The following is a 26591-nucleotide window of genomic DNA, read 5'->3' on the forward strand; positions in this document are numbered from 1 at the left end:
TTCCTATATATATTTTTTAACACTTACTTATTTTCCCACTACATCATGTTTGGTTTTTTCCGCAGCTACTTTTCTAATGACCTGGCCATCGACCTAGGTACCGCCAACACCTTAATTTACATGCGTGAACGGGGTATTGTGCTTGATGAACCATCAGTCGTGGCAATTCGCACCGAAGGCGGCCCAAATGGCAAAAAGACCATTTTGGCAGTTGGAAAAGAAGCAAAAGCCATGTTGGGTCGTGTTCCTGGAAATATTGAGGCTATTCGCCCTATGAAAGACGGCGTTATTGCCGATTTCACGATTACTGAGCAGATGCTCAAGCAATTTATCAAAATGGTGCACGAGAGCAAGCTTTTAAAGCCAAGCCCACGCATCATCATTTGCGTTCCTTGTGGATCCACTCAAGTTGAGCGTCGCGCAATTCGCGAATCTGCTTTAGGTGCAGGCGCATCACAAGTATTTTTGATTGAAGAGCCAATGGCTGCTGCAATTGGTGCAGGTCTGCCAGTTTCTGAAGCAGCTGGTTCGATGGTTGTTGATATCGGTGGCGGTACAACTGAAGTTGGCGTCATGTCATTAGGCGGAATGGTTTACAAAGGCTCTGTTCGCGTTGGTGGCGATAAGTTTGATGAAGCAATCACTAATTACATCCGTCGTAACTACGGCATGTTGATCGGCGAACAAACTGCTGAGTTAATCAAGAAAACTATTGGCTCTGCATTCCCAGGACAAGAAGTTCGCGAGATGGAAGTAAAAGGTCGCAATCTTTCTGAAGGTATTCCACGTAGCTTCACTGTGACAAGCAATGAAGTACTCGAAGCTTTGACTGACCCGTTGAATCAAATCGTGACTGCAGTAAAAGCGGCCTTAGAACAAATTCCACCAGAGCTTGCCTCTGACATCGCTGAACGTGGCATGATGTTGACCGGTGGTGGCGCGCTATTGCGTGACCTCGATCGCTTGCTACTCGAAGAAACTGGCCTTCCTATTCATGTTGCAGAAGACCCCCTCACTTGCGTCGCTCGTGGTTGCGGTATTGCTTTAGAGCGCATGGATAAGTTGGGTGGCGTGTTCTCTCAAGAGTAATTGACCTAAGCGTCGATTAGGGAATTGCAACATAGCGCTCCTCCTCTTTTCAGACAAGGCGTTCCGGCTTTAGTCAAACTGATTGTCTGTTTATCGATCAGCATCGCATTGATGTTGATCGATTTTCGCTTTAAAGCACTTGATCCGATTCGCAATAACGTCAATTGGATATTGCGCCCGCTTGAATACGTGATGATGATGCCCCGCAATGCGTATGAAGCGACATCAGAATATTTCACTAGTCGCGGAACGCTAGATAAAGAAAATCAAGAAATGAAAGTGCGTCAAGCAGAGCTCTCTTTGCTTGCCAACCAATCTGAATTTCTTCTTGTAGAAAATCAAAACTTACGCCAGCTAATGGATTTGCAAAAGCACGTTCCATTTAAAACATTACCAGTAGAAATTTTATTTAATCCACCCAATCCAATTTCTCAGCGCATTGTGATTAATCGTGGCAGCAACGATGGTCTTAAGCTAGGCAATCCCATTGCGAATGACTCTGGCATCTTAGGCCAAGTAGTGCGTATTTACGATCACTCTGCAGAAGTCTCTTTACTAGAAGATCGTGACTTTGCGGTACCAGTACAGGTAGCTCGCAATGGCTTAAGAGCAGCAGTATTTGGCGCAGGGCGCGGCAACCCACTTGAACTTCGCTACCTTCCCGTGGCTAGCGATTTAGAGGTGGGTGATGTACTCATTACCTCAGGCATTGATGGTATTTACCCACCTGGCTTTGCGGTGGCAGTAATTAGCCGCATTGAACGCAATGCCGACAAAAACTCTTCAAATGTATTTTGCGTACCAGTTGCAGCAGTGAATCGCTACCGCCAGGCTTTAGCCCTGCTTTACGATCCACAGTGGGATGCAAAAGCATCCACCGCCACTAGCAAGCCTGGTGCGCCACTGACCAATACTCCAGGTCGCCGTCAAACTCGTGCGCGAGGCATGCAATGATCGATTTTCAAAGCGGCTACATTCTGCGCCCGGTGAATCCGGTCTTTATTTATTTCAGCTTGTTTTGCGCGCTGCTATTAAATCTTCTGCCAATTGGTAATTACGGCTGGGTGCCAGATTGGTTGATTATTTGTATCGTGTTCTGGAACATCCATCAGCATCGTTATGTTGGCGTCATCATCGCCTTCATTCTTGGCCTCTTAATGGATGTCCATAACTCTGACTTATTAGGCCTTCATGCATTTAGCTACTCACTTGTAGCCTACCTCGCCATTTCTTGGCATCGCCGAATCATCGCCTTAACTGTTTTAACGCAAGCCCTGCATCTTTTGCCCATCTTCTTATTAGTCTCCTTATTCCCGGTGTTGGCTCATTGGTTATTGAGCGGCGAGATACATTGGTGGGCCTTAACTGGCGCCATTCAGGCCCTGATTGAGGCATTGCTGTGGCCCGTGGCAACACGCATCCTGTTGTCACCTCAACGTCGTCCCATTGACGTTGATCACAATCGTCCAATTTAGAGGGCGGCATGGTTTCGTTTAAAAAACCAGATCTCGACTCGTTTCAAGAGCGCATTCATATTGCGACTCTGTTTGTTACCTTCTGCTTTTTATTATTAATTACACGGCTGGTGTGGCTGCAGCTCGTGAGTCACGGCAAATATGCCTTATTGGCCGAAAATAATCGCATTGCTCTCGTGCCCGCTCCAGCTAATCGAGGCCTGATCATAGACCGAAATGGCATTGTGATTGGCAGAAACTATTCGGCGCTGACCTTAGATGTGAATGCCGAAGAAGTTAAGGGTAATGTCGATGAGCTCATCGACGAACTTTCCCAAATTGTGTTGATTTCCGCGCGAGATCGCCGAAATTTCAAGCGCTCGCTGGAAGATTCTCGAAAAATGGGTACTTTTCCGCTCAGATCGATGCTCACCGAGGCTGAAACAGCCCGATTTATGGCCAATCGCTACCGATTCCCAGGGGTGGAGATCCGCGCCCGCAGTTTCCGAGAGTACCCATATAACGAGTTAGCCTCCCATTTAATTGGATATATCGGACGCGTTTCTCAAAGAGATAAAGAGAAGATGCAGGCGGAAATTGAGAACTCCAAAGCAGATGATCCAGATGCATTACAGACTTCTTTCTTGCCGGGTATTCAGTATGTTGGCAAGATTGGCTTAGAGCAAAGTTATGAAGCGGTTCTTCGCGGCGTACCAGGATATGACCAAGTAGAAATTACTGCGGGCGGGAAACCAGTACGCACCCTCTCTAGCTCACCTTCAATACCAGGGAAAAATGTGGTGTTGTCAGTGGACATCAAACTGCAATACTTAGTTGAACAACTCTACGGAAATTTCCGCGGTGCATTTGTGGCGATTGAGCCTGAGACTGGCGACATCTTGGCATTTGTATCCAAACCTAACTTTAATCCAAATGATTTCGTAGAAGGTATTGATTCAGTGACATGGAAAGAGTTGAATGACTCCCCGCAAAAGCCACTATACAACCGCCCACTTAAAGGCATCTACCCACCGGGATCAACATACAAACCATTTATGGCGCTCGCAGCTTTAGAAACTAAAAAGCGCACACCGTCACAAACTATTTCAGATCCAGGTTATTTTGATTTTGGAAACCACACCTTCCGTGATGACAAAAAAGGTGGACACGGTATTGTGGACATGCAAAAGTCCATCGTGGAATCTTGCGATACCTACTATTACTTACTCGCGCGTGACATGGGCGTGAATATGATGCATGACTTCATGAAGCCATTTGGTTTTGGACAAATCACTGGCATTGACCTACAAGGCGAATCCAAAGGCGTACTGCCTTCCACTGAGTGGAAAAAAAATACCTTCAAGAAACCAGAACAACAAAAATGGTACGAGGGCGAAACAATTTCGCTTGGCATTGGACAAGGCTACAACGCCTTTACCATTTTGCAGTTGGCACATGCTATGGCAAATATGGCAAATAACGGCATCGTAATGAAGCCGCACTTAGTGAAGGCAATTGAAGATCCTTTCACAAGGAACCGCACCCTCACAACGCCCAAAGAAAGTTATCGCATTGACCTTGTTCCAGAAAATATTGAAGTCATTAAGAAAGCAATGGTTGAAGTTAACAATTCCGGAACCTCTGCCTCTGTGTTTAAAGGCACCGGCTATCAGGTAGGTGGCAAGACAGGAACTGCGCAAGTATTTAGTTTGAATTCGAAAGAGTACAAGCACGGAGCTACTGCAGAATTTTTACGCGACCACGCTTTATATATTGCTTTTGCTCCCGCTGAAAAACCAACTATCGTGATTGCAATGGTCGTTGAGAATGCAGGATTTGGTGCGCAACATGCCGCACCGATTGCGCGCAAAGCATTAGATTTTTATATTGAAGGTAAATGGCCAAAGGAGATTCCTGAATGGAAAAGAGCGCCATAAGTAAAACCAAGAAAATATTTCTAAGTATTTTTAGCGGGCTTGATCGCCAGCTAGGCCTTATTTTACTTGGCTTAGCGGGAGTTGGATTTATTACCTTTTTGTCCGCAAGTCAAAATACGCCAGTTCGGTTTGAAGATGAATTGCGCAACCTAGCGCTCTCATTTGCAGTGATGTGGATAGTTTCTCGCATTCCACCAAAGTGGTTAGAGATGGCTGCCGTATGGATTTATGGAATTGGAGTTGCACTATTGATAGCAGTCGCGGTATTTGGATTAATTAAAAAAGGTGCGCGACGTTGGCTTAATATTGGTTTCGTAATTCAGCCATCAGAGCTCATGAAAATTGCTATGCCACTAATGTTGGCTTGGTACTTTCAGAAACGTGAGGGCATCCAAAAATCTTGGGACTATGGAGTGGCAGCAATCATCCTCGCCATTCCGGTCTTCCTCATTGCGCGTCAGCCCGACCTTGGCACTGCACTCTTGGTTTTCGCTGCAGGTATGTATGTGATTATTTTGGCGGGACTACCGTGGAAATGGATTCTGCCATTTGTTGGTCTCGGCGCTTTTGGCATCATCTTGATTATTATTTTTGGCAACATGATTTGCGCGCATGATGTTGTTTGGCCACTTGTTCATAACTATCAAAAGCATCGAGTCTGCACTTTGCTCGATCCAAGTAGCGATCCTCTCGGCAAAGGTTTTCATACAATTCAATCTATGATTGCAATTGGCTCAGGTGGATTTTTCGGCAAAGGCTGGTTTCAGGGTACGCAAGCGCATCTTGAATTTATTCCAGAAAAGCATACCGACTTTGTCTTTGCGGTTTTCTCTGAAGAATTTGGTCTTCTAGGCAACTTGGTCTTGCTAGCACTTTTCTTCGCACTAATTAAGAGGGGCCTAGCTATTTCTGCTAGCGCACCCAATCTTTTTACCCGACTACTAGGTGCATCGGTCACGCTGATTTTCTTTACCTACGCATTTGTCAATATCGGCATGGTAAGTGGCCTATTGCCTGTTGTAGGCGTTCCATTGCCATTCATCAGCTACGGAGGCACTGCTTTAGTAACGCTGGGATTTGGTGCTGGGATTTTGATGAGCATTCATCGCCATCGACGTTTAGTACAAAGCTAAAAATTAGATTTAGCAATCACGCAAGATTGCAGCAGTATCTCTAGAAACAAAAAAGCCCGGCATGCCGGGCTTTTTCATCAACAAAGCAAGAATTACTTCTTACGCTTGTTAACTGAATCTTTAAATGCTTTACCAGCAGAAAACTTAACAGTTTTAGCAGCAGCAATTTTGAGTGGCTCGCCAGTTTTTGGGTTACGGCCCATACGTGCAGCGCGCTTACCAGAAGCAAAAGTACCGAAACCGATCAGTTGTACTGAGTCGCCTTTAGTAACAGCTTTAATGATTTGCTCAATAGCAGAATTCAATGCAAATTCAGCTTTGGCTTTTGAGATCTCAGCGTCGTCAGCAATCGCTGCGATTAGTTCTGCTTTGTTCAAGTGAAGCTCCTTATAGATATTGATGTCAGCGCACATTGCGCTTACATGATTTTAACCACAAAAAATTACAAAAATAAAGCTGCGTCACAGCAATTTTTTTTATTGCTGCTTTTTTACTCTTCTATAACTGTCACATCGGACACAAAATACTCGGTATCGCCAAAACAACTTGTAGGCAATCCGATGTGCTGATCATATTTAAGGGCAACTTTTTTACCCAAATTGGCATTAATTTTTTGCGCCACAGCATCTTCCCGCACCGTAAAGAGGAATTTTTCTGACATAGTTCCAGGCATTGAAACCATGGCTAATTCACCTTCCCAGGTTTTACATACATAACCACGGTTAGAAAATTTCTGGACATATCCAGCGCGTTCACCGCTGCCATAGCTCCAATTGAGCATAATCCAGGTATATGCTGCTAAACCGGCCAAGCCAATCAATACAAGGCTTAAAAGCCATTTTACGAATCCATTCATATGGTTTTCCTTAAGAAATCATCTCTGCAGCCCTAATTAGGTGCATTCACAGCGGCCTGTTTTGACCCCAATCAACATTTGAGCATATTCATTACAAAAATAGGGATGAAATAGCGCTCCATACAAATTAAAATACTAGTGTTAACGCTAATTGGTAAATCTCATGGAACTACGTCACATCGTCTTTTTGATCTTTGTTGTTTCGGCTGTTTATGTCTACTTCAGGGGTAAGGTTCGATTTGGCTTAGTGCGCTCACTAACGGACTATCAAGTTCTTTTGGCTCCAGTTAACAGCCTGCTCTACTTATTCTCAAAAACTAAGGCTGGGGCATTTATTCCAGTTGCAGACTTTCCTGAGATGAAACCGCTTCAAGATAATTGGCAGACTATCCGCGATGAAGCACTAGCCTTAAACGCAGATGGCGCAATCGCTGCTGCTACGGGATATAACGATATTGGGTTTAACTCCTTCTTTCGGACGGGCTGGAAGCGCTTTCACCTCTATTGGTATGGCAAAGAAATGCCATCTGCACAACTCCAATGCCCTAAAACTGTCGCCCTCCTCAAATCGATCCCCTCGATCAAAGCCGCGATGTTTGCCTCATTACCCCCTGGAGCAACGCTAGTAAGGCACCGAGACCCCTATGCGGGCTCCTTGCGCTATCACATCGGCCTAGTCACGCCAAACGATCCCAAGTGCTTTATCGATGTAGATGGGGAGCGTTATTTCTGGAAAGATGGCGAACCAGTCATGTTTGATGAAACTTACATTCACTACGCTGCCAATGAGACGGATCATCAGCGCATTGTCTTGTTTTGCGATGTGGAACGGCCAGTTCACACTAAATTGGTGCAATTATTCAATCACTGGTTTGGGCGATACGTGATGAGTGCCGCTTCCTCCCAAAACGTTGAGGGAGAGAAGGTGGGGTTTGTAAACGTCCTCTTCAAGTACTTTTATCACCTAAGAGCTCAGGCAAAAAAGCTTAAGGCAAAACACCGCAGCGTTTATTACATCGGAAAATGGGTTTTGATTTTAGGAATTCTTTGGGCGATTTTTTGGTAAGTCCTTAAGGACTTAAGGCTTCAGCAATCTGCTCTGGGGTGATTGGGCCCCAGATTTCCACCCGCTTTACACGGCTATTTTGCCCCGATAAGAGCTGAATTTGTTTTTGGGGCACCCTTAATTGCTTGGAAAGCCAGGATAACAACATCTCATTCGCCCTGTTTTCTAAGGCCGGAGCCTGTAGGGATATCTTGAGGCAGCCATCATGCAGGCCAACTACCTTAGTCAGCTTTGCGCCTGGTTGGCAATGTAAATTAAGAACAATGCCAGCGGGGGTTTGTTTTAACCAAATAGGCATCATCAAAGTACTTTAAACTCAAAACATGATTATGAAGAACTCCAGCGCCTTAGACCAGCTATTTGCAAATAATCGCGAATGGGCGGAGGCGATGATTGCCAAGGACGCTAATTTTTTTAAGCGGCTAGTTTCACAACAGGCACCAGAATATCTTTGGATTGGCTGCTCAGACAGCCGCGTACCTGCAAACGACATTGTTAACTTGTTGCCAGGTGAACTCTTTGTGCATCGCAATGTTGCCAATGTGGTGGTTCATACCGATCTGAACTGCTTATCCGTTATTCAATTTGCAATTGATCTTTTAAAGGTAAAACACATTTTGGTGGTGGGTCACTATGGTTGCTCTGGTGTGCATGCTGCCCTAACTGATAAACGTGTTGGGCTTGCTGACAATTGGTTGCGCCATGTTAAGGATGTACATCAAAAGCATGAACGCTACCTTGGCGAAGTTATTCCCACCGCAAAACGACAAGATCGCTTGTGCGAACTCAATGTTATCGAGCAAGTAGTGAACGTTTGTGAAACCACCATCGTTCAAGATGCATGGGCGAGAGGGCAAGATCTAACGGTGCATGGCTGGGCTTACCGGCTTGAGACTGGCCTAGTAAATGATTTAGGTATGTCGATTAGCTCTACCGAAGAAATGAATGTACGCTACGCCAAATCCTTATCTCGCTACGACTCCGAATAAATTAAGTTTTGTTTAAAAACTTTTCAAATAATTCCGGAGTAGCGCTACTTCGATTTCTGGTTTCGCTTCCCTACAAGACTCTGGTCTCCATTGGCTATGCCTTGGGCTATCTGGTGGCACACATTCCTAGTGATCGCAATCGTGTGGTTCAAAAAAATTTAGAACTGTGTTTTCCTGAACTAAGCCCAATTGAAATTAACGAACTTAGAAAAGAGCATTGGAAATTACTCGGTCGTAGCCTTGTAGAGAAAAGTATTATTTGGCTCGGCACCAAAAAACAGCTAGACGACATGATCGAAGTTCGGTCGGAGGTCGACCTGAGTGATAGAAAGCCACGCATCTTAGTGAACATGCATTTTATTGGGATTGAGGGCAGCATTATTTTGAGTGCCCTTGCTCACGATAGGGGCTGGCCACGTACCTCGGGATTTTTCCAAAGGATGAAAAGCCCTTTCTTTAATAGAAAGATTATTGAGTGGCGCAATCGCTTTGGTGGAAATTCTATTGACCGGCAAGGAAATTCTCTTGAGCTCATTCGAGAAATTCGCAAAGGGAACTTCATCATCATTGCACCTGATATCGACTTAGGCCTCAAAGATTCGACCTTCGTTCCTTTTTTTAATATTCAAACCAATACGATTACGGCTGTATCGCGTCTTGCAAAAATCACGGGGGCAGAAGTCTGCATGATGATCACGACCCTAAAAAAGAATGGGGCCGGCTATGTTTGCACTATCAGCAAACCGCTTGAGAATTTTCCGACCGAAAGCCCTGAAGCAGATACTGCACGCCTAAACCAAATTTTCGAACAAGAAATCAGACTCAGACCTGCCGAATACTATTGGGTTCATAAGCGCTTTAAAAATAGGCCGTTTAACGAAGTTGGGCCCTATTAACTCTTCTTCTCTAAGCGCTTTTGTCCTATCATTAATGGATGACTGAACGTATTGGGCTATTTGCCGATCTGCATAGTAATTTAGAGGCTTTCGATGCCTGCATGGAGCAGGCCAAAGAACTGGGCGTTACCCGCATGGTTTTTTTAGGGGATCTTGTTGGTTACAACGCGGATCCTGGCGCCCTGATTGATCGCATTGGAGATATGGTTGCCAATAAGAAGGCGATTGCTGTTCTAGGGAATCATGACCAAGCGGTCTTTGAAGACCACAGCCATCAAATGAATGCGAGCGCGAATGCCGCAATTGAATGGACTAAATCTCAACTTAACGCTACTCAAGTGCAATTCTTAAAAGACTTGCCATTAATGGTTCAAGAGGATGCGATGTGTTTTGTTCATGCATCGGCACACAATCCAGCGGACTGGAATTACATCACTGACAGTATGAGCGCTTGGCGTTGCGTACAAAACTCTGGCAAGACATATACGTTTGTTGGCCATGCTCACGAGCAAGCGCTCTTCTATCAAAGTGCGGTTGGTAAGTTAATTCGTTTTGCCCCACATCCTGGTGACGAAGTTCCAGTAATGCGTCATCGTCAATGGGTTGGAGTAGTTGGCTCACTTGGTCAACCGCGAGACGGAAATCCTGAGGCTTGCTTTGCTGTTTTCGAACCAGAGCTAGAAGTACTCACTTTTCATCGCACTCCTTACGATCAATTTACAGCGGCAGATAAAGTACGTCGTGCTGGATTGCCGGAAGACCTTGCCAACCGCCTAATCACAGGCAAATAATTAACTTATGTCGATTAATACTGATATTGAAGCAGTTGATGAGATTTTCCAAGAAGGCAAAGTAGTTGATGGGTTTGTATTGGGAACAGAAGTTCATCGTGGCGGCATGGCTAGCTTGTACTCGGCGACCAAAGAGGGAATTGATGTTCCTATTCTTCTCAAGATTCCTAGGGTAGGTCGCGATCAACCTGTTGAAAGCCTCATTGGTTTTGAGACTGAACTCACCATTCTGCGCTCGCTCAAGAGCCCCTATGTTCCTAAGTATCTTGGCTCCGGCAACATGGCAACGCGCCCCTACATCGCAATGGAGCGTGTCGAAGGAAGGCCGCTTGAAGACTTCATCAAAGAAGGTAAGGTTTTTACGATTGATGAGGTAGTAAAGATTGGCGCCGACTTAGCACAAGCAGTGCAATCCCTACATTCGCAAGACGCCATTCATTTAGATATCAAGCCAGAAAATATTCTGATTGACGATAAGGGCAAGCTCACCTTAATTGACTTTGGCCTATCGCACCATGCGCGCTTCCCCGACTTACTCGCAGAAGAAATGCGTAAGGGAATTGGCTCTGCGCCATACATCTCGCCAGAGCAAGTTACCGGAATTCGCTCTGACTATCGCAGTGATATTTTTTCTATCGGCGTGATTATGTATGAGTTGCTAACGGGTGAACTTCCCTTTGGTAACCCGCAGTCGATGAGTGGCCTGCGAAAAAGAATGTGGGCACAGGCATTTCCTCCGCGAGCCATTCGCAAAGAGATACCACGCTGGTTACAGGAAATTGTTTTGCGCTGCCTAGAGCCGCGCGCAGCAGATCGCTATCAAAGCGCCACACGTCTGCGTCAAGTCTTGCGTGACCATGAAAGCGTCACTCTTACGGAGCGTGCTGACCGAGTTGACCCCCTGAGCTTTTGGGAAAACCTCAAACGCATGTTCCGTGCAGCAGGTTACGAACCCTCACCAAGCCCGCGCCCTAGCATTGGAAATTATGATGCACCGTTAATGATTGCGGCGATCGATACGCGCCAATCTGATGAAGACTTACGCGAACGCATGCAAACAACCGCAAAAAATTTATTGCAGGCTTATCCCGAAAGCCGTCTCGTGTGTCTCAGCACTATTGCAAGCACACCAACTTTTGAAGGCAATCAAGAAAGTGAAACTGCCAGCGGTATTGTGCGAGGGCATCTCGTACAGCTTATGGAATGGGCTAAACCTTTGAAGTTGCCGCCCGAAAGAATTTCATATCACGTACTAGAGGCGCTTGATCCAGCGAGTCGTATTGTGGAATTTGCCAAGGACAATGATGCCTCCCTAATCTTGATTGGGGCATCCCATAAGCTGCCAAACAAAGTAACGCCTTGGCGGACCTCCATGACAAAGATTGTTGAAGAGGCCCCTTGCAGCGTTCATATTGTCAGAACCTAGATCGTTAACCTGATCTAGGTAGTGTTTAGCGCATTTTGTCTTGCTTTTGATCCAAAATCACTTCGGGCTCCTGGGCCTCAATCCAACTATCGCGATTAAGTGCAGCCGTTAGTTGCTGCTGGTTTAACTCTCCGGTCCAGCGCGCCACAACAATGGTTGCTACACCATTGCCAACTAAATTCGTGAGTGCGCGAGCTTCAGACATGAAGCGATCAATGCCCAAGATGATTGCTAGACCCGCAACAGGTACATTTCCTACTGCGGATAAAGTTGCGGCCAAGACAATAAAACCGCTGCCGGTAATTCCTGCGGCACCCTTAGACGTCAGAAGCAAGACTAGTAACAAGGTAACCTGCTGCGTAATCGTCATTGGCGTATCTGTCGCTTGAGCAATAAATACCGCTGCCATGGTTAAGTAAATAGAAGTGCCATCCAGATTGAATGAATATCCAGTTGGAATAACTAAACCGACGCAACTTTTCTTGGCGCCCAGTAACTCCATCTTTTCCATCATTCGCGGTAAAACTGACTCTGATGAAGATGTTCCCAAAACAATCAGTAACTCTTCTTTGATATAGCGCACAAATTTAAAAATGCTAAATCCATTTAAGCGCGCGATGGTTCCAAGAACAATAAATACAAAAAGTAAGCAGGTGATATAAAACGCGCCCATCAATTTGCCTAAAGAAAATAGAGAGCCCACTCCATATTTTCCGATCGTAAATGCCATTGCGCCAAAGGCGCCAATAGGGGCAAATTTCATAACAATGGCAATGATGTCAAAAAGAACATGGGAAGTCTTTTCGATCAAGTCAAACACCATCGTTCCTCTACCGCCAAATTTATGCAATGCAAACCCAAATAGCACCGCAATAAATAGCACCTGAAGAATTTCCCCTTTTGCAAAAGCATCAACCACCGTATTAGGAATGATGTTTAGCAAAAACTCAGTGGTTGTGGCCATCTTGCCTGGACCCGTATAAGCAGCAATTCCCTTGGTATCCAAACTGGCAGGGTCAATATTCATGCCCGCACCTGGCTGGAGCACATTAACCACCACTAGGCCTACGATGAGTGCGATAGTGCTCACAACCTCAAAATAGAGAAGGGCTAAGCCGCCGGTCTTGCCCACCTTCTTCATATCTTCCATGCCCGCGATACCCAGCACCACAGTGCAAAAGATAATCGGGGCAATCAACATCTTGATGCCCTTGATGAAAGCATCGCCAAATGGCTTCATATCTACTGCTAAGGATGGGTATAAATGACCTAGCAATACACCTACTACAACAGCCACAAGCACTTGAAAGTAAAGGATTTTATAAATTGGGGGCTTTTTTAATGTAGTGGTCAATTTAATTTCCTTTGCTAAATTGATGGCATGGGCCAAATATGGCGCTCTAAGCAAATAATAACCCTCGTCAAGCAGACCTTATTCCTAGCTTGCCCGATAATATGTCTATGGAAGAAAAAATACGTGTCTCCAAGCTGCTCTCTGAATTAGGTCTTTGTTCTCGTCGTGAGGCTGACTCCTATATTGAGCAGGGCCTGGTAACCGTCGATGGTGAAGTGGTCAATGAGCTAGGCTCACGGGCCTTTCGTAGCCAAAAGATTGAATTGCAGTCCGGCGCCAAAGCACAACAGGCCTCTCGGATTACGGTCATTCTGAATAAACCTGTGGGCTTTATCTCTCATTACGATGATGAGCAAGAGTACCAACCGGCTGCCTCGCTGATCACTCCAGACAATTACTTTCCCAGCCCACTGGATAAGGGACGCAACCCACGCTTTAATACCCGTGGCTTAGCGCCTGCCGGTCGCCTCGATATCGACTCCACCGGCATGCTGGTGTTAACCCAAGATGGTCGTATTGCCAAACTCCTCATCGGCGAAAACAGTCCGATTGAGAAAGAGTATTTGGTTCGAGTTGAAGGCGCCCTCTCTTTTGAAGATCTAGATCGACTAAAACATGGTCTGGAACTCGATGGCGTTGTTTTAAAGCCAGCTCAAGTCAGCTGGCAGAACGAAGACCAGCTTCGCTTTGTTCTACGCGAGGGTCGCAAGCGTCAAATTCGTCGTATGTGCGAAATGGTTGGCCTAAGAGTTTTAGGTCTAAAACGTGTTCGTATGGGCAGAATTTCTCTGGGCGCTCTGCCCCCTGGAAAATGGCGCTTTGTAAGGCCTGAAGAGCAATTCTAAGAGGCTGTGCACGCTTATAATTCTGTCAATTAGATTAAGCGCAGAATTACCATCGATACCATCACCTCCAGCACTCCCGGCGCAGAAGTTTTAAGACGTCGTAGCTTTGCCATCATCTCTCACCCAGATGCTGGAAAGACCACGCTTACGGAAAAACTATTGTTATACGCGGGGGCCATTCAGATTGCCGGTAGTGTCAAGGCCCGCAAAGCTAGTCGTCACGCGACCTCCGACTGGATGGAAATTGAAAAGCAACGCGGCATTTCTGTTGCGAGCTCGGTAATGCAAATGGAATATCGTGATTGCATTATTAATCTTCTCGATACTCCGGGTCACCAAGATTTCTCTGAAGATACCTATCGTGTATTGACCGCCGTTGACTCTGCGCTCATGGTGATTGATGCGGCAAATGGTGTTGAATCACAGACCTTACGTTTGCTTGAAGTCTGTCGCGCACGCAACACGCCAATCGTGACCTTCATTAATAAGATGGATCGCGAAGTAAAACCTCCCATGGAGCTCATGGATGAGATTGAAACTGCGCTAGGCATTGAAGTAGTTCCTTTTACTTGGCCAGTAGGCATGGGTAAATCATTTGCTGGTGTGATTGATATCGCCAACTCACAAATGCGCATGTTCAAAGCGGGCGAAGATCGCGTAACTGAAGATTCACATGCGATCGTTGACGTTAACGATCCAGCACTGAAAGAGCGCCTAGGCACTGATCTCGAAAATGCACTTGCAGAAGTCGATCTCATTAAAAATGCAATGCCTGCGTTTGACCGAGAAGCCTTTTTGGCTGGCCGTCAATCGCCGGCATTCTTTGGTTCAGCCATTAATAATTTTGGCGTACGGGAGATTCTGAATACTTTAGTAGAGCTCGCACCCTCACCAGGCTCACGCAAAGCTTTGCAACGCGAAGTTAGTCCTGCAGAAAATAAATTCTCTGCAGTGGTGTTTAAGATTCAGGCGAATATGGACCCAGCGCATCGAGATCGCGTTGCCTTCTTGCGTATATGTTCTGGGCATTTCCAGCGCGGCATGAAATTAAAGATTTGTCGAAACGGCAAAGAAGTGCGCACCAATAATGCCCTGTCCTTCTTGTCGCAACGTCGCGACATTTTGGATGAGGCCTTCCCTGGCGACATCATTGGACTACCAAATCACGGCCTTCTGAGACTGGGTGACACGCTCACCGAAGGCGAGCAACTGCAATTCACAGGCTTGCCATTTTTTGCTCCAGAAATTTTCCGCATGGTCGAGTCTGCCGATCCATTGCGCTCTAAGCAATTACGCACAGGCTTAATGCAACTTGGCGAAGAAGGCGCGATTCAAGTATTCCGCCCTATGACTGGCGGCACCATGCTGCTGGGTGCATTTGGACAGTTGCAGTTTGAGGTAGTGAGCCATCGTCTTCAAACTGAATATGGTGCGGAAGTACGTTTACTGCCTGCACGTTATAACCTGGCTCGCTGGGTGAGCTCAGATGATCCTGTAGCACTTAAGAAATTCATACAAGAAAATATTCACCGCATGGCAGAAGATGTTGTCGGCGCTTCAGTATTTTTGGCTAGCCACAAATCTGAACTAGATGTTGCTCAACAGCGCTGGGAATCGATTCAATTCCATGCCCTGAGAGAGCATGCGGGCCTCATCTATCAATCAGACCTCGCCGGCTAAATCTAGCGTGAGCCTGATTGTGGCCAGTTGCAATCAAATACCGCCACTAACTGAGTATCACTCTTCCTGAAAGATGCTGTCTTGCCATATTGTGCGCAATACGCATTGGCTTTTGGTGTCAGAGATGCAATGGATTCACCATCACTATTTAAAAAGGTGACATGGTTTGAATCTGATGCATCGGTATAAACCGCTGCGCAAGCACTCAAAAAGAAAACACCTAGGAACAAAACATATTTGAGATGCCTCATTCAAGCCCCCTTATTTAATAAATGCATTAGCCAATTCATAGCTCAAGCTTCTTCACTAAGCTTGTAGTGAGTTTGCTAGCAAATGGTCGGTAGATCAAAATACAGATAATCGCGACGGGATAGGCAACCGACCAAACTTCAAGCCACACCCAAAAGAAATCGGGCGCAAGGCCTACTCGCACTAAAGTCGTGGCCAATGTAATGCTCAATGACATGAGTCCGCCCATGATGGCGGCAAAATCAGATTGGGGATATTCATCATGATCTAATCATAGCGCCTGGAGTGCTTAACTGTTATTCTGATTTGTGATCACTATTCCGCGCCCTACTTAGGGGAGTCTGCTGAGCAAGCTCAGAGGTTCATCATTCCAAGACTCTAGGAAAAAATATGGCTGTTGGCCAAAATCAAAGAAATAGAAAAAACGATCCCATGGTTAGTAAAACCGGCAAAGCTAAATTGGGCCCACTTACCGTCACTCAACTCAACAAACTACTTGAATCAAGCACCAAGCCTAAAGAAAAGGCAAAGATTCAGAGGGCTCTCAATAAGCGCCCTCCAGCGCCAGCAGCCATCGCTGAGCCTGTCGCAACCTAAGTACTAAGCCCCGAAATTACCGGGGCTTTTTCTTATGTAATATTCTCTCATCATGAAAGCATCTCCTCAAATTCACTCCATCTACATTGCCTCACAAGCAGGCGAATCAATGGCGCAGATTGCTCAAGCCAACATCGTTGCTGGCGAAGGAATTGTGGGTGATCGTTATGCACTGGGTATAGGTGCATTCTCCAAAACTAAAATTAAGATACGCCATATCTCTCTCATCGCTCTAGAATGCATCGAGGATGCTAATCGTCAATTAACAGCTAAGCAGCAAATACCCTTTGGAGAAGGCGAGACTCGTAGAAACGTCATCATCAGCGGCATTTCTGCGGATGAGCTCAACGATTTAGTTGGCAAGATTTTTTATTTAGGCGGTCTCGCATTTAAAGGTACCGAGTTGTGTGAGCCATGCCAACGACCAGCCAAGTTACTAAATAGACCAGACTTTATGAGTGCATTTGAAGATAGAGGCGGACTCAGAGCAGAAGCGCAAGAGTCCGGAACCTTTGGCAATGGCGACCTGCTTACATACTCAATTGGCCAGGAAAAATGATTACCTATACCGAGCACGCCGACATTACTCCAGAACAGGCGATTGACCTCTATACCCGCTCGACCTTAGGGGAGCGTCGCCCGATCCATAGCATTGAAACGTTTACAGCGATGCTTACCAATGCAAATCTCACCGTTTCTGCATGGGATGGTGAAAAACTAGTTGGGATCAGTCGAAGCCTGACAGACTTTGCCTATGTGGCTTATTTGGCCGACCTAGCGGTGGATGAGCAATACCAGCGACAGGGCATAGGAAAACAGCTCATTGAAGAAACAAAAAAACGCCTGGGATCTAATTGCATGATTGTGTTGCTTGCAGCTCCAAAAGCAAACGCCTATTACGAGCATCTTGGTTTCGAGCACAATCCACGTGCTTGGACAATAAAAAATAATTCAATTTAATATTGCAACGTGTCTACAACAAAACTCTGCCTCATTCGCCACGGCGAAACTTCCTGGAATGCCGAAAGGCGTTTGCAAGGTCATACCGATATTCCTCTTAATGCTAGAGGTGTGTTGCAGGCTCGCCAAATGGCACAAGCACTTAAAGATATCAAACTCACATTTGATGTTCTGTACACCAGCGATCTAAAGAGGGCCGCTGATACCGCAAATGCTGTAGTTGAATTATTTGGTATAGATGCACAAGTAGATAGCGAACTGCGAGAACGGCATTTTGGCGCACTTCAAGGACTTTCAATTACCGAGGCGCCATTGAAACGCCCAGATATTTGGCAAGCCCACATTGCTCGTGACTTAGAGCATGATCTTGAGGGCGGTGAAAGCATTCAGCAATTTGCACTGCGCGTACAAAATGCGCTAGACAAAATCCAAGCACGGCATGCTGGTAAAACCATTTTGATTGTTAGTCATGGCGGGACACTCGATATGATGTATCGAATTGCTAGCAAGCAAGCACTAAGCGCCGAACGAACAGCTTCCGTACCAAATGCTTCATTAAATTGGATAACCCACAATCAGGGTGATGGCTGGGCAGTCAAACAATGGGCTGACACTAGACACCTAGAGGGCCCTGCTCTAGAAAACGTTGATCTCTAAATAAAAAAGTCACCCGTAGGTGACTTTTGACTTTTCAGAAAGAGCTTACTTTCTGATGTGTGCGTGACGAGCAGCATCTTGTGACATACCCTCACCTTTTGGCTTGCCTTCAAGCGCTTCTTTTTCAGCAGTAATTTCTTTACGACGCTCTTTGCAAGAACCAGCGATCTCTTGCAATGCTTTACGAGCTCTTGCAGCAGAAGCTTTGATACCTTTGCCATGAAACTTTTCATTCTCTGATTGATACGTTTCAAATGCAGCAATTAACTTGTCATGATGGGACATATTTTTCCTTATGAATAATTGAAATAATCGGCTTAAGGTGCACTTTAACCCAATATATGAAAATCACTTCAATTTATTGTGTCCAGTGATTAATAATTGCCTTTAGCTTCTCTGGGCCCAGCTCAGAAAGATATAAATTAAAGTCATCGCGTAATTTTGAGCCTTTTTTGAAGGCAAATCCCAGATTATCAAATCCGACCACTTGGTAACTACTGCTAACCGGGAGATTTAAAGATTTTTGATAATTCACTAACATGACGTTGTCCACGAATACCAAATCCACATTACCATTTTGCAGCGCAATGAGCGCTTCAGCAGGCGATGGATATAGATTTACTTGGTCTACCGAGTAATAACCTTTTGGCTGCAATACTGTTTTTACATAGTCATCAAATACGCTGCCAGTTGGATAAGCGATATTGTATTTTTTCAACTGGGACAAATCGGTAATTTTGATATGGCGCTTATTTAAACCAATCAACTGCCAAGTGCTGGTGAAATAAGGATTAGAAAAGTCCATTACCTCTTTACGCTTATCGGTAATAGAGATCCCAGAGAATGCAACATCAGCTTGACCACTAGTCACCGCGCCCAACATGCCGAGCCAGTCATAAGCAGTTATTTTGAATGTACAGCCCCGGGACTTACAGTAGCCCTCAAATACCTCCAAGTCTATGCCTGTATATTTGCCATCTTTTTCAAAAAGCATAGGGGGTATCGTTGGAGATACGGCAACCTTAATTACATTAGATTGTTCCTCTTTGGAGCAGGCCCCAAGAACAAATAAAGTTACTAATACTATGGAAATTAGGCGGGCTAGTTTCATGATGTATTCAGAATTAAATTAGATGAACGATCTTATCAAGATTTGAATGTAAAAAAACCACCCGCAGGTGGCTTTTAATTTTGCATGCTTACTTCCTTGCCGTACTTATCCTGTGGTTACTTTTTTGCTTGGCACGTGACTCGCTTTACAGAAATCCACGATGGCGTCTGCAAACTTCAGGTAACGCGAATTCACCCGCCTCAGTTCGCTCAACTCAGAAACGCCTTTTGATACTTCTTGTTTAAACGATGCATCCTCATAACCTGGATGGTATGGTGCTTCTTTGGTGTAGATATTGCTCATATTATTTGCCTGATTCAGTAAGTTTTTGTTAAAGGTCCCGGCGAGGGAAATTTGTCATATGCTCTTACTGAGTTAGCTTGGGGTGGTATTCATGCAGGACTCCTAACATGCGTACGCGCAATGAATGCGTCATCCGCTTGCCGCTCCCCCTGTCCTTGATACCTGAGAGATTCACACTAAGGCCTAGCTTAGTGCTTGCTCCTTCGGTGCACCATTAAGATGGTGACTCTCCAGACGGCTGTTTAGGATAAGCAGTACCTTCCTAGTGGGTACCTGAGCGTTCATGGGAGTTTGCGCCTTCGGTGGAGGCCCAAGGCCTCACTCTCCTGCTTATCGCTAGTATATCTCGTGATGCTATTTATGTAATGCTGGCTTACACCTAGTCGACTACTAATAAGAAATTAATTGACCTTCTTGATTTCTTTAATGGCATTGCCTTCGCCCAGTAAAACAATTTTAGGCACATGCTTTGCAACTTCATCATTGCTGACTTGGCCATAGGTGCAAATAATCAAATGGTCGCCAACATGCGCTTTACGTGCAGCTGCGCCATTCAGAGAAATAATCCCAGAGCCACGCTTTGCTTTAATGATGTAAGTTGAGAAACGTTCGCCGTTATTAATGTTGTAGAGCTCGATCTTTTCAAACTCGCGCATATCAGCAGCATCGAGTAAATCCTCGTCGATTCCACATGAGCCCTCGTAATGCAAATCCGCCTCTGTAACGGTTGCTCTGTGAATTTTTCCCAACAACATAATGCGATTCATTCGATTTCCTCAAAAATTAAAAGCGCGCTTCTCAATGCATTTTTAACGGCTATCCGACTATTTTCTCAAATTTTTTTGAAGTACTGCCGTCAAAAAACCCCGCTTACACGGGGCTTTTTGTGTGGCTATTATCTACTAATTACTTTGCACGGCTTTTTGCTGCCTTAGGGGCTTGGCCAAATTGACCTTGTGCACTCTTCATTGCTGTTTCAACACTTTTCTCAAAGTTTGCAAACGCGTCTTGAGTTGTTGAGCGCACTTGATCAAAATTTTGCATTGCCGTATTGAATGCTGATGTAAAGGCGCTTACATACGCCTCTGAACCAGCAGGTGCTTTTGACGTGGCGGCAGCTACAAAGCTCTTCAAGTCATCTTGTGATTGGTCAATAGCAGCTTCTACAGCCTCAACCAACTCTTGGTTACCGCGACGCAGCACTGCAGCTACTTTTTTCTGATACGCAGCAACTTCAGCAACAGCTTCTTGTACTTCTGGGCTTTGCAGAAGGTCTAGAGCGGCTTTAGCATCTTTGCCCTTCAACAGCTCGGCAGCCTTAGCTTGCGCATTTGCTACGGCTTGTTGCGCAGCCTGGTAATTGATTTCTGCCAATTCTTGAGCATTCTCAAGAGCTGTTTGACCCAATGCACGGGCGCTTTCTACGGATTTGGCTTGATTTTCTGCGAATTGATTTTTGAACATGACATTTCCTTTAAAGGGTTATTTGTTGCACTGCACCATATTAATAGCTTATTTTGGGCTTAGCAAGCAAATATTGCTGCAAAGCAACATATAATCTTGTCAATTCAGGTGGTTTATTGCAAAAACAGCAGTAAGCCTCACTTTAGGGGCCTTTTGCTCTGTTCAGAAATTTTTAGTTATGTGCCGTAGATTCATTGTCCTTTTACTTCTCTGCATGTCATTTGCAGCTCCTCGCGCCGAAACCGTCTCAGAATGGTTCCAGAGTACAACTACGCATCTCGAGTCTATTTGGGACAAAGGGGGTAATGAGCTTTACATTCCCCTATATACCTATCACATGCCTTATGCGTATTCTCAAGACAAGATCAATGAGTACACAGAGTATCCAATGGGGATTGGATTCGGCAGAGGATTAATGAATGAGAGTGGCAATTGGGAGGGCATTTATGGAATGACCTTCAAAGACTCGCACGGAATTTATGAGTACATGGTCGGGTATGGATGGATACCTATGTGGAACATCGGCAATAGCCCAGACTGGAAGTATGGCGTTGGAGCAACTGTCTTCATCATGTCTCGCCAAGACATCATGAACTACGTCCCCTTCCCCGGCGTACTCCCCATCGCCTCAATCAGCTACAAAGATCTCAGCATTCAGACTGCCTACGTACCTGGTGGACAAAACGTCGGGAACGTCTTGTTCACTTGGGCTAAATACAATTTGCCTTAACTTAGGCGGGATTATTTTTTAGATAATCCATTACCCAAGCTGGATCACTATCGCTCGGAAATATTGGGTAGTGCACCGCTTCAATCACGCCATCATTCACAATCAAAGTGATGCGCTTTAATAAAGTCATTCCAGCAGCAACAAAAGTTGGCAAACGCAAAGATTGCTGGAGTTGGTAATCCACATCACTTAACACCGGAAATGGTAAGTGCAATCGCTCCGCCATCTCTTTTTGATATTCGGTAGACTGCACACTCAGGCCAACAACATCTGCACCTAAATCTCTCAGCTCTTGATAGTGATCTCTAAAGGAGCAACTTTGTGGCGTACATCCTCTGGCTCCAGGTATTTGATCCCAACCCTCCGGCAGCGGAACATTGGGCTGGCCTGTCATTGGGTAGCAGTAAATCACCAAACGACCTTTGCTCTCACCAAGATTAAATTGGCCAGCATTAGTCGCGCCCAGTGAGATAGCAGGCAAGCGCATACCCACTAAGTGAGCGGCAGCCCCATCATCCTGAGGAATCGGTAGGTCGGTAGGTAATTGATTGAGATTAGTCATGGTCACATTACTCTAAACCAAAATTAGAAAGGTAGTACTAGAAAGCCATTCCGATAATCAAGATGCCCGAGACCAGCATCACCAACTCCATCAGGAACATAAAACTTTTTTCGGGCAAAGACAGCACAATGCGTTTAGAGAGTATTGAGCCGGCCATAACTGCGCTGCCAATCAATAAACCCTGAAGAATGGCCGTTGAATTTAAGATGCCTAGCTGATGAAAAGTAATTCCTTTAGTAAATAAAATCGAGAGGGTGCTGGCCGCTTCCGTTCCCAAGAAAGCGCCCTTACTTAATCCATAGGCCAAAAAGAATGGCGTATTAATAGCCCCCGTAGTTGCCACAATTCCTGTGAGATAGCCAATAAAGGCGCCGACTAAACTCAACTGCCATAACTTTAAATAGAATTGCTGTCGTTGCATCCATCGACGAATTGGAATGAGGCCAATCAAAAAAATGCCGAGCACTAATTGAATTAAGCGCTCATTTAAGGACACAAGAGTGTGTGCCCCAAGAACCACAGCAGGTATTGCAGTTAGGCTGTAAACCGCACAAGCCTTCCAATCAATGACTCGCCACCATAAAAATATTCTAGAAATGTTTGCAACGGTGGCGGTAATTGCAATTACCGGAATCGTTTGCATGGGCCCATAAAAGTAAACTAGGGGAGGCATCAAAATAATGGTGGTCCCAAATCCCAAGACTCCTCCTAAGACTCCAGCAACAAGGCCTAAGGAGCCAAGTAATGCAGCCTGAAAAATCAGCTCACCCATCACTACTTACACGCCGTCTTTTGGGTAGACTTTCTTTGAGATGCTAGCTCAGCCATCGACTCAAACTGTCGTCGCATAATATTTTTGATAAAAAACTCGATCACCGCTGATGGCACTAGAGAATTTGGCTCAATCTGTGCATCGTATTTAAATGTGGTGAAATCTTTTTCGGGCAAGAGCCGCCAACTTCCCTTGTAATACTTGGTATCCCCGCTTATCTGCTCAAAGAGCAATGCTCTATTCGGAAGCTCTGTGTATTCCAACTCAGAGCGCATCTCGAATGGGATGAATAAAATTCTTTCCTCGAGCAAGCGGGCAACCTTCACTTTATTGCCCGACCTAGAAAGCACTTTTGAATCTACTATTCCGGGCAAGCTTTTAATGCCCTCATAGTCGGTAATAAATGCAAAAGCTTCGCATACTGTAATCGGCACCTCATAGCTTGCATTTACTTGAAAGCGATCACCCGCCCTAGTGACGGCAACTTTTAGGTCATAAGAATTAGATGCTTCTTGCGCAAAGGCAACACCAAACGCTGCAATCAGGAAAAAATATAGAAGTTGCTTCATGCAAGTAGTTTAGTGGCTAATACGGCCGCCTCACCCTCATCAACAAAGAGGGCTCGCCCTCATTCTGCCGCTGTTCTCATTAGCCTTAAAAGCTCGACATCATGCTCAGGCAGTCCATCTAATACGCCGGTGAGGTGAGGCATCTTAGCAATGATTTCTTTTGCCAAGAAGAAGCGCATTGACCAGGCAGGAAAACTTCTTTCCTCGATCTCTTCCATACTCAACAAGCGTACCTGTTGGTGGCGCGGGTCTCGCTGAATTTTTTCCCAGATTTTTGTAAGCTCAGCACGAGGCCCCTCTAATATCTGACCAAAATGTTGGTTTTCATAAAAGAGGACTCCGGATAGGCCCAACTTTTGATTGAGTTGTGCAGCCTGATCGGTAAGGCGCATCAATGCCAAGACGCCCATATCCTGGGTTGCCTTGCTGATGTAACTTACAGAAATCAATGGGGACTGACTCATCTTCTTATCTCGGGGCTAAAGCCTGAATTGCCCTGATGGTAGCTTTTGATGACGGCTTCATCAATGCTGACTTACCCGATAGGATCAAGAACTAAAGAAATCAGCGTCATATTCATGTCGCCCAATCCAATTATCGACTTAATAGATTAATAAGTTCATATTAATTCATTGGACGGATCACATAACAAAGAACAAGATGAATCCAGCACAACACACAACGATGGGAGTTAAAAATGAAAATCCAAAATAGATTGGCCGGAATTGCAGAAGGCTTGTACTTTCTTAAGCATCAATATGAACAGGACTTGCTGACAATTTTGCGCGTGGAGTCCACCAAGGAGGGCGGAAGATGAATATTCTTATCGCATTCATGGCGGGTGAATAAAAAACTGTCAACCATACAGACCGTTTATAGCTTTATCAGTTAGTCTGAATGAGTCAAGCTAACCAAGCAAAAATGATTTACCTACAAGGAGATCTAAATGACATCAAAAGGAATGTGCCCAGTTGCTCACGGGGCCAATACCGAATCTAGCAACACCCCAATGGCATGGTGGCCAAAGTCACTGAACCTAGACATTCTTCATCAGCAAGATACAAAGACAAACCCAATGGGTCCGTCATTCAACTATCGAGATGAATTGAAAAAGCTCGATGTGGGCGCCCTTAAGCAAGATATGAAAGATCTGCTACTCAATAGTCAAGACTGGTGGCCAGCAGATTGGGGTCACTACGGCGGCCTGATGATTCGTATGGCCTGGCACTCTGCGGGCAGCTATCGCATTGCCGATGGACGCGGTGGGGCCGGGACAGGCAATCAACGCTTTGCTCCATTGAACTCTTGGCCAGATAACACCAACCTAGATAAGGCGCGTCGCCTCTTGTGGCCCATCAAAAAGAAATACGGCAACAAAGTAAGTTGGGCTGACCTCATGATCTTGGCTGGCACTATTGCCTACGAATCCATGGGACTCAAAACATTTGGTTTCTCATTTGGCCGCGAAGATATTTGGCATCCAGAAAAAGATATCTATTGGGGCTCTGAAAAAGAATGGCTCCAAAAAAGTGGTGGTGAAGGCAGTCGCTACTCTGGCGAACGAGACTTGGCTAATCCACTTGCCGCTGTCATGATGGGTTTGATCTATGTAAATCCAGAAGGCGTAGATGGCAATCCAGACCCCCTGAAAACCGCTCAAGATATTCGGGTTACTTTTGCTCGCATGGCCATGAACGACGAAGAGACTGTTGCGCTAACTGCTGGTGGGCATACCGTTGGCAAGGCACACGGCAATGGCAACGCAGCCAATCTTGGACCAGCGCCAGAGGGAGCTCCAATTGATGAACAAGGTCTCGGCTGGATGAATCACAAGACTCGTGGCATTGGTAGAGATGCCGTAACTAGTGGAATTGAAGGTGCCTGGACAACACATCCAACACAGTGGGATAACGGCTACTTCCATTTATTGCTGAATTACGAATGGAAGCTCACTAAGAGCCCGGCAGGCGCTTGGCAGTATGAGCCTATCAACATTAAAGAAGAAGATAAGCCTGTCGATGTTGAAAATGCTTCTATTCGTTGCATGCCAATGATGACTGATGCAGACATAGCAATGAAGATGGATCCTGAGTATCGCAAGATCTCAGAGAAGTTCCACAAGGATCAAGCCTATTTCTCCGAAACGTTTGCTAGAGCTTGGTTTAAGTTAACCCATCGAGACATGGGACCTAAAGCAAGATACTTTGGACCTGATGTTCCTAAAGAAGATTTGATCTGGCAGGATCCCGTGCCGGCAGGCCCAAAAGATTATGACACTGAAGCCGTCAAAACGAAAATCAAAGCCAGCGGCTTATCTATTAGCGATCTCGTAAGCACTGCTTGGGATAGCGCGCGCACTTATCGTGGATCAGATAAGCGTGGCGGTGCCAATGGTGCGCGCATTCGTTTGGCACCACAGAAAGACTGGGCAGGTAATGAACCAGAACGATTAGCAAGAGTTTTGTCGGTCTACGAAAAAATCGCAAAAGAATCTGGCATTAGCATTGCCGATACCATCGTACTTGGCGGCAATATCGGTATTGAACAAGCTGCTAAAGCTGGAGGATTTGATATTAAGGTGCCATTTACTCCAGGCCGCGGTGATGCCACTCAAGAAATGACAGATGTAGAGTCATTTGAAGTTCTTGAACCACTAGCAGACGGCTATCGCAACTGGTTAAAAGAAAACTATGTTGTCACTGCAGAAGAGCTACTCTTAGACCGCACGCAGTTGATGGGGCTCACCGCCCAAGAGATGACCGTACTGGTAGGAGGCATGAGAGTAATTGGCGCAAACCATGGTGGAACAAAACATGGGGTGTTCACAGAAAGAGAGGGCGCATTAAGTAATGACTTCTTCGTCAATCTAACTGATATGAATTACCAGTGGATACCCACCGGTCGAAATAGCTACGACATTGTTGAGCGCAGTACAGGCGACACTAAATGGACTGCTACTCGGGTTGATTTGGTATTTGGCTCTAACTCTATTTTGCGCGCCTACGCAGAAGTGTATGCACAAGATGACAACAAAGAAAAGTTTGTGAATGACTTTGTTGCAGCTTGGACTAAAGTCATGAACGCAGACCTGTTTTAATTAA

General features: G+C 45.5%; 33 protein-coding genes and 1 riboswitch. Of the genes, 18 read left to right on the forward strand and 15 right to left on the reverse strand.

Translation table 11 applies throughout. The features are described from left to right. The first annotated feature begins 45 nt into the window (after nucleotides 1-45). From ICN25_RS01260 to rodA, 5 genes are read left to right on the forward strand one after another with little or no spacing between them, the layout of a single operon-like run. The gene (locus tag ICN25_RS01260) at nucleotides 46-1089 is read left to right on the forward strand and encodes a rod shape-determining protein (protein ID WP_015422176.1); all 1044 of its coding nucleotides are present in this window, start codon (nucleotides 46-48) and stop codon (nucleotides 1087-1089) included. Nucleotides 1090-1113: 24 nt separating this feature from the next. Further along, a complete protein-coding gene (gene mreC, locus ICN25_RS01265) occupies nucleotides 1114-2043 on the forward strand; it encodes a rod shape-determining protein MreC (protein WP_216178680.1) in 930 nt (309 codons plus the stop codon). Further along, nucleotides 2040-2564, forward strand: coding sequence for a rod shape-determining protein MreD (gene mreD / locus ICN25_RS01270; protein ID WP_216178681.1), 525 nt, complete (start codon nucleotides 2040-2042; stop codon nucleotides 2562-2564). The genes mreC and mreD overlap by 4 nt, the downstream gene beginning before the upstream one ends. A gap of 8 nt (nucleotides 2565-2572) precedes the next feature. After that, a complete protein-coding gene (gene mrdA / locus ICN25_RS01275) occupies nucleotides 2573-4480 on the forward strand; it encodes a penicillin-binding protein 2 (RefSeq protein ID WP_216178682.1) in 1908 nt (635 codons plus the stop codon). Further along, nucleotides 4462-5613 (forward strand): rod shape-determining protein RodA, encoded by a 1152-nt coding sequence (gene rodA / locus ICN25_RS01280; protein WP_216178683.1) that lies wholly within the window; start codon nucleotides 4462-4464, stop codon nucleotides 5611-5613. The genes mrdA and rodA overlap by 19 nt, the downstream gene beginning before the upstream one ends. Nucleotides 5614-5705: 92 nt before the next feature. Here the strand turns inward: rodA and ICN25_RS01285 are convergent, their stop codons facing one another. Further along, nucleotides 5706-6026, reverse strand: coding sequence for an HU family DNA-binding protein (locus ICN25_RS01285; protein WP_143742185.1), 321 nt, complete (start codon nucleotides 6024-6026; stop codon nucleotides 5706-5708). Nucleotides 6027-6103: 77 nt separating this feature from the next. Further along, the gene (locus ICN25_RS01290) at nucleotides 6104-6469 is read right to left on the reverse strand and encodes a hypothetical protein (protein WP_216178684.1); all 366 of its coding nucleotides are present in this window, start codon (nucleotides 6467-6469) and stop codon (nucleotides 6104-6106) included. A gap of 163 nt (nucleotides 6470-6632) precedes the next feature. Between ICN25_RS01290 and ICN25_RS01295 the strand changes: the two genes are divergently transcribed. Further along, nucleotides 6633-7535 (forward strand): aspartyl/asparaginyl beta-hydroxylase domain-containing protein, encoded by a 903-nt coding sequence (locus ICN25_RS01295; protein WP_216178685.1) that lies wholly within the window; start codon nucleotides 6633-6635, stop codon nucleotides 7533-7535. Nucleotides 7536-7539: 4 nt separating this feature from the next. On the opposite strand, the gene ICN25_RS01300 is transcribed toward ICN25_RS01295, so the two are convergent. Beyond that, a complete protein-coding gene (locus ICN25_RS01300; protein WP_216178686.1) occupies nucleotides 7540-7836 on the reverse strand; it encodes a DUF167 domain-containing protein in 297 nt (98 codons plus the stop codon). 22 nt (nucleotides 7837-7858) lie between these two features. Between ICN25_RS01300 and can the strand changes: the two genes are divergently transcribed. The 4 genes from can to ICN25_RS01320 are packed head-to-tail and all read left to right on the forward strand — an operon-like array spanning nucleotide 7859 to nucleotide 11637. Further along, on the forward strand, nucleotides 7859-8524 hold the full coding sequence (gene can, locus ICN25_RS01305; RefSeq protein WP_216178687.1) for a carbonate dehydratase: 666 nt from the start codon (nucleotides 7859-7861) through the stop codon (nucleotides 8522-8524). Nucleotides 8525-8532: 8 nt separating this feature from the next. Beyond that, complete coding sequence (locus ICN25_RS01310) at nucleotides 8533-9420, forward strand: lipid A biosynthesis acyltransferase (RefSeq protein WP_216178688.1); 888 nt, start codon at nucleotides 8533-8535, stop codon at nucleotides 9418-9420. A gap of 38 nt (nucleotides 9421-9458) precedes the next feature. Beyond that, nucleotides 9459-10211 carry a metallophosphoesterase gene (locus ICN25_RS01315; RefSeq protein WP_216178689.1) on the forward strand — a complete coding sequence of 251 codons (753 nt, stop codon included), beginning with the start codon at nucleotides 9459-9461 and terminating at the stop codon, nucleotides 10209-10211. A 7-nt stretch (nucleotides 10212-10218) separates the two neighbouring features. Beyond that, complete coding sequence (locus ICN25_RS01320) at nucleotides 10219-11637, forward strand: serine/threonine-protein kinase (RefSeq protein WP_216178690.1); 1419 nt, start codon at nucleotides 10219-10221, stop codon at nucleotides 11635-11637. 25 nt (nucleotides 11638-11662) lie between these two features. Here ICN25_RS01320 and ICN25_RS01325 read toward each other — a convergent pair whose 3' ends face one another. Then, nucleotides 11663-12991 carry a dicarboxylate/amino acid:cation symporter gene (locus ICN25_RS01325; RefSeq protein WP_216178691.1) on the reverse strand — a complete coding sequence of 443 codons (1329 nt, stop codon included), beginning with the start codon at nucleotides 12989-12991 and terminating at the stop codon, nucleotides 11663-11665. Between the two features lie 107 nt (nucleotides 12992-13098). On the opposite strand from ICN25_RS01325, the gene ICN25_RS01330 reads away from it, so the two are divergent. Both ICN25_RS01330 and ICN25_RS01335 read left to right on the forward strand, forming a co-directional pair. Further along, complete coding sequence (locus ICN25_RS01330; protein ID WP_216178692.1) at nucleotides 13099-13836, forward strand: pseudouridine synthase; 738 nt, start codon at nucleotides 13099-13101, stop codon at nucleotides 13834-13836. A 60-nt stretch (nucleotides 13837-13896) separates the two neighbouring features. Further along, entirely contained in the window at nucleotides 13897-15516 is a 1620-nt protein-coding gene (locus ICN25_RS01335; protein ID WP_370624699.1) for a peptide chain release factor 3, read from the forward strand. 2 nt (nucleotides 15517-15518) lie between these two features. Here the strand turns inward: ICN25_RS01335 and ICN25_RS01340 are convergent, their stop codons facing one another. Next, entirely contained in the window at nucleotides 15519-15767 is a 249-nt protein-coding gene (locus ICN25_RS01340; protein WP_216178693.1) for a hypothetical protein, read from the reverse strand. A 35-nt stretch (nucleotides 15768-15802) separates the two neighbouring features. Further along, the gene (locus ICN25_RS01345; RefSeq protein WP_370624681.1) at nucleotides 15803-15982 is read right to left on the reverse strand and encodes a DUF2798 domain-containing protein; all 180 of its coding nucleotides are present in this window, start codon (nucleotides 15980-15982) and stop codon (nucleotides 15803-15805) included. 173 nt (nucleotides 15983-16155) lie between these two features. On the opposite strand from ICN25_RS01345, the gene ICN25_RS01350 reads away from it, so the two are divergent. Genes ICN25_RS01350 through ICN25_RS01365 form a run of 4 tightly spaced genes read left to right on the forward strand, consistent with a single transcriptional unit; the run spans nucleotide 16156 to nucleotide 17979 of the window. Continuing rightward, entirely contained in the window at nucleotides 16156-16362 is a 207-nt protein-coding gene (locus ICN25_RS01350; protein ID WP_216178695.1) for a hypothetical protein, read from the forward strand. 52 nt (nucleotides 16363-16414) lie between these two features. Beyond that, nucleotides 16415-16921: an MOSC domain-containing protein gene (locus tag ICN25_RS01355; RefSeq protein WP_255536629.1), complete on the forward strand. Its 507-nt coding sequence runs from the start codon at nucleotides 16415-16417 to the stop codon at nucleotides 16919-16921. Next, nucleotides 16918-17322, forward strand: a complete 405-nt coding sequence (locus ICN25_RS01360) for a GNAT family N-acetyltransferase (RefSeq protein WP_216178696.1) — start codon at nucleotides 16918-16920, stop codon at nucleotides 17320-17322. The genes ICN25_RS01355 and ICN25_RS01360 overlap by 4 nt, the downstream gene beginning before the upstream one ends. Before the next feature lie 9 nt (nucleotides 17323-17331). Then, nucleotides 17332-17979, forward strand: a complete 648-nt coding sequence (locus tag ICN25_RS01365) for a histidine phosphatase family protein (RefSeq protein ID WP_216178697.1) — start codon at nucleotides 17332-17334, stop codon at nucleotides 17977-17979. 45 nt (nucleotides 17980-18024) lie between these two features. Here the strand turns inward: ICN25_RS01365 and ICN25_RS01370 are convergent, their stop codons facing one another. From ICN25_RS01370 to ICN25_RS01390, 5 genes are all read right to left on the reverse strand, one after another. Beyond that, nucleotides 18025-18264: a hypothetical protein gene (locus ICN25_RS01370; RefSeq protein WP_015422196.1), complete on the reverse strand. Its 240-nt coding sequence runs from the start codon at nucleotides 18262-18264 to the stop codon at nucleotides 18025-18027. 73 nt (nucleotides 18265-18337) lie between these two features. Further along, nucleotides 18338-19090 (reverse strand): transporter substrate-binding domain-containing protein, encoded by a 753-nt coding sequence (locus ICN25_RS01375; RefSeq protein ID WP_255536630.1) that lies wholly within the window; start codon nucleotides 19088-19090, stop codon nucleotides 18338-18340. A gap of 105 nt (nucleotides 19091-19195) precedes the next feature. Then, nucleotides 19196-19393: a hypothetical protein gene (locus ICN25_RS01380; RefSeq protein WP_216178699.1), complete on the reverse strand. Its 198-nt coding sequence runs from the start codon at nucleotides 19391-19393 to the stop codon at nucleotides 19196-19198. Between the two features lie 139 nt (nucleotides 19394-19532). After that, nucleotides 19533-19637, reverse strand: a riboswitch (glycine riboswitch). A 157-nt stretch (nucleotides 19638-19794) separates the two neighbouring features. Further along, complete coding sequence (gene panD, locus ICN25_RS01385; protein ID WP_216178700.1) at nucleotides 19795-20160, reverse strand: aspartate 1-decarboxylase; 366 nt, start codon at nucleotides 20158-20160, stop codon at nucleotides 19795-19797. Between the two features lie 139 nt (nucleotides 20161-20299). Next, nucleotides 20300-20857, reverse strand: a complete 558-nt coding sequence (locus ICN25_RS01390; protein ID WP_216178701.1) for a phasin family protein — start codon at nucleotides 20855-20857, stop codon at nucleotides 20300-20302. Between the two features lie 178 nt (nucleotides 20858-21035). On the opposite strand from ICN25_RS01390, the gene pagP reads away from it, so the two are divergent. After that, on the forward strand, nucleotides 21036-21587 hold the full coding sequence (gene pagP, locus ICN25_RS01395) for a lipid IV(A) palmitoyltransferase PagP (RefSeq protein WP_255536631.1): 552 nt from the start codon (nucleotides 21036-21038) through the stop codon (nucleotides 21585-21587). A gap of 1 nt (nucleotide 21588) precedes the next feature. Here the strand turns inward: pagP and ICN25_RS01400 are convergent, their stop codons facing one another. From ICN25_RS01400 to ICN25_RS01415, 4 genes are read right to left on the reverse strand one after another with little or no spacing between them, the layout of a single operon-like run. Then, entirely contained in the window at nucleotides 21589-22149 is a 561-nt protein-coding gene (locus ICN25_RS01400) for a peroxiredoxin (protein ID WP_216178703.1), read from the reverse strand. A 37-nt stretch (nucleotides 22150-22186) separates the two neighbouring features. Continuing rightward, the gene (locus ICN25_RS01405; RefSeq protein WP_216178704.1) at nucleotides 22187-22921 is read right to left on the reverse strand and encodes a sulfite exporter TauE/SafE family protein; all 735 of its coding nucleotides are present in this window, start codon (nucleotides 22919-22921) and stop codon (nucleotides 22187-22189) included. A 2-nt stretch (nucleotides 22922-22923) separates the two neighbouring features. Beyond that, a complete protein-coding gene (locus ICN25_RS01410) occupies nucleotides 22924-23490 on the reverse strand; it encodes an SRPBCC family protein (RefSeq protein ID WP_216178705.1) in 567 nt (188 codons plus the stop codon). A gap of 59 nt (nucleotides 23491-23549) precedes the next feature. Then, nucleotides 23550-23954, reverse strand: a complete 405-nt coding sequence (locus ICN25_RS01415; protein WP_216178706.1) for a BLUF domain-containing protein — start codon at nucleotides 23952-23954, stop codon at nucleotides 23550-23552. Nucleotides 23955-24436: 482 nt separating this feature from the next. Here ICN25_RS01415 and katG point away from each other — a divergent pair, with 482 nt between their 5' ends. Further along, a complete protein-coding gene (gene katG, locus ICN25_RS01420; RefSeq protein ID WP_216178707.1) occupies nucleotides 24437-26587 on the forward strand; it encodes a catalase/peroxidase HPI in 2151 nt (716 codons plus the stop codon). Nucleotides 26588-26591: the final 4 nt, after the last annotated feature.

This window comes from Polynucleobacter sp. 80A-SIGWE, from assembly GCF_018882295.1.
Lineage (GTDB): Bacteria > Pseudomonadota > Gammaproteobacteria > Burkholderiales > Burkholderiaceae > Polynucleobacter.

Excerpts from the sequence above, each read along its gene's own strand:
- ICN25_RS01260 (WP_015422176.1), top strand. The coding sequence starts at position 46 with ATGTTTGGTTTTTTCCGCAGCTACTTTTCTAATGACCTGGCCATCGAC.
- mreD (WP_216178681.1), top strand. The coding sequence starts at position 2,040 with ATGATCGATTTTCAAAGCGGCTACATTCTGCGCCCGGTGAATCCGGTC.
- mrdA (WP_216178682.1), top strand. The coding sequence starts at position 2,573 with ATGGTTTCGTTTAAAAAACCAGATCTCGACTCGTTTCAAGAGCGCATT.
- rodA (WP_216178683.1), top strand. The coding sequence starts at position 4,462 with ATGGAAAAGAGCGCCATAAGTAAAACCAAGAAAATATTTCTAAGTATT.
- ICN25_RS01285 (WP_143742185.1), bottom strand. The coding sequence starts at position 6,026 with ATGTGCGCTGACATCAATATCTATAAGGAGCTTCACTTGAACAAAGCA.
- ICN25_RS01290 (WP_216178684.1), bottom strand. The coding sequence starts at position 6,469 with ATGAATGGATTCGTAAAATGGCTTTTAAGCCTTGTATTGATTGGCTTG.
- ICN25_RS01295 (WP_216178685.1), top strand. The coding sequence starts at position 6,633 with ATGGAACTACGTCACATCGTCTTTTTGATCTTTGTTGTTTCGGCTGTT.
- ICN25_RS01300 (WP_216178686.1), bottom strand. The coding sequence starts at position 7,836 with ATGATGCCTATTTGGTTAAAACAAACCCCCGCTGGCATTGTTCTTAAT.
- can (WP_216178687.1), top strand. The coding sequence starts at position 7,859 with ATGATTATGAAGAACTCCAGCGCCTTAGACCAGCTATTTGCAAATAAT.
- ICN25_RS01315 (WP_216178689.1), top strand. The coding sequence starts at position 9,459 with ATGACTGAACGTATTGGGCTATTTGCCGATCTGCATAGTAATTTAGAG.
- ICN25_RS01320 (WP_216178690.1), top strand. The coding sequence starts at position 10,219 with ATGTCGATTAATACTGATATTGAAGCAGTTGATGAGATTTTCCAAGAA.
- ICN25_RS01330 (WP_216178692.1), top strand. The coding sequence starts at position 13,099 with ATGGAAGAAAAAATACGTGTCTCCAAGCTGCTCTCTGAATTAGGTCTT.
- ICN25_RS01340 (WP_216178693.1), bottom strand. The coding sequence starts at position 15,767 with ATGAGGCATCTCAAATATGTTTTGTTCCTAGGTGTTTTCTTTTTGAGT.
- ICN25_RS01345 (WP_370624681.1), bottom strand. The coding sequence starts at position 15,982 with ATGTCATTGAGCATTACATTGGCCACGACTTTAGTGCGAGTAGGCCTT.
- ICN25_RS01350 (WP_216178695.1), top strand. The coding sequence starts at position 16,156 with ATGGCTGTTGGCCAAAATCAAAGAAATAGAAAAAACGATCCCATGGTT.
- ICN25_RS01355 (WP_255536629.1), top strand. The coding sequence starts at position 16,415 with ATGAAAGCATCTCCTCAAATTCACTCCATCTACATTGCCTCACAAGCA.
- ICN25_RS01360 (WP_216178696.1), top strand. The coding sequence starts at position 16,918 with ATGATTACCTATACCGAGCACGCCGACATTACTCCAGAACAGGCGATT.
- ICN25_RS01370 (WP_015422196.1), bottom strand. The coding sequence starts at position 18,264 with ATGTCCCATCATGACAAGTTAATTGCTGCATTTGAAACGTATCAATCA.
- ICN25_RS01375 (WP_255536630.1), bottom strand. The coding sequence starts at position 19,090 with ATGAAACTAGCCCGCCTAATTTCCATAGTATTAGTAACTTTATTTGTT.
- ICN25_RS01380 (WP_216178699.1), bottom strand. The coding sequence starts at position 19,393 with ATGAGCAATATCTACACCAAAGAAGCACCATACCATCCAGGTTATGAG.
- panD (WP_216178700.1), bottom strand. The coding sequence starts at position 20,160 with ATGAATCGCATTATGTTGTTGGGAAAAATTCACAGAGCAACCGTTACA.
- ICN25_RS01390 (WP_216178701.1), bottom strand. The coding sequence starts at position 20,857 with ATGTTCAAAAATCAATTCGCAGAAAATCAAGCCAAATCCGTAGAAAGC.
- pagP (WP_255536631.1), top strand. The coding sequence starts at position 21,036 with ATGTGCCGTAGATTCATTGTCCTTTTACTTCTCTGCATGTCATTTGCA.
- ICN25_RS01400 (WP_216178703.1), bottom strand. The coding sequence starts at position 22,149 with ATGACTAATCTCAATCAATTACCTACCGACCTACCGATTCCTCAGGAT.
- ICN25_RS01405 (WP_216178704.1), bottom strand. The coding sequence starts at position 22,921 with ATGGGTGAGCTGATTTTTCAGGCTGCATTACTTGGCTCCTTAGGCCTT.
- ICN25_RS01410 (WP_216178705.1), bottom strand. The coding sequence starts at position 23,490 with ATGAAGCAACTTCTATATTTTTTCCTGATTGCAGCGTTTGGTGTTGCC.
- ICN25_RS01415 (WP_216178706.1), bottom strand. The coding sequence starts at position 23,954 with ATGAGTCAGTCCCCATTGATTTCTGTAAGTTACATCAGCAAGGCAACC.
- katG (WP_216178707.1), top strand. The coding sequence starts at position 24,437 with ATGACATCAAAAGGAATGTGCCCAGTTGCTCACGGGGCCAATACCGAA.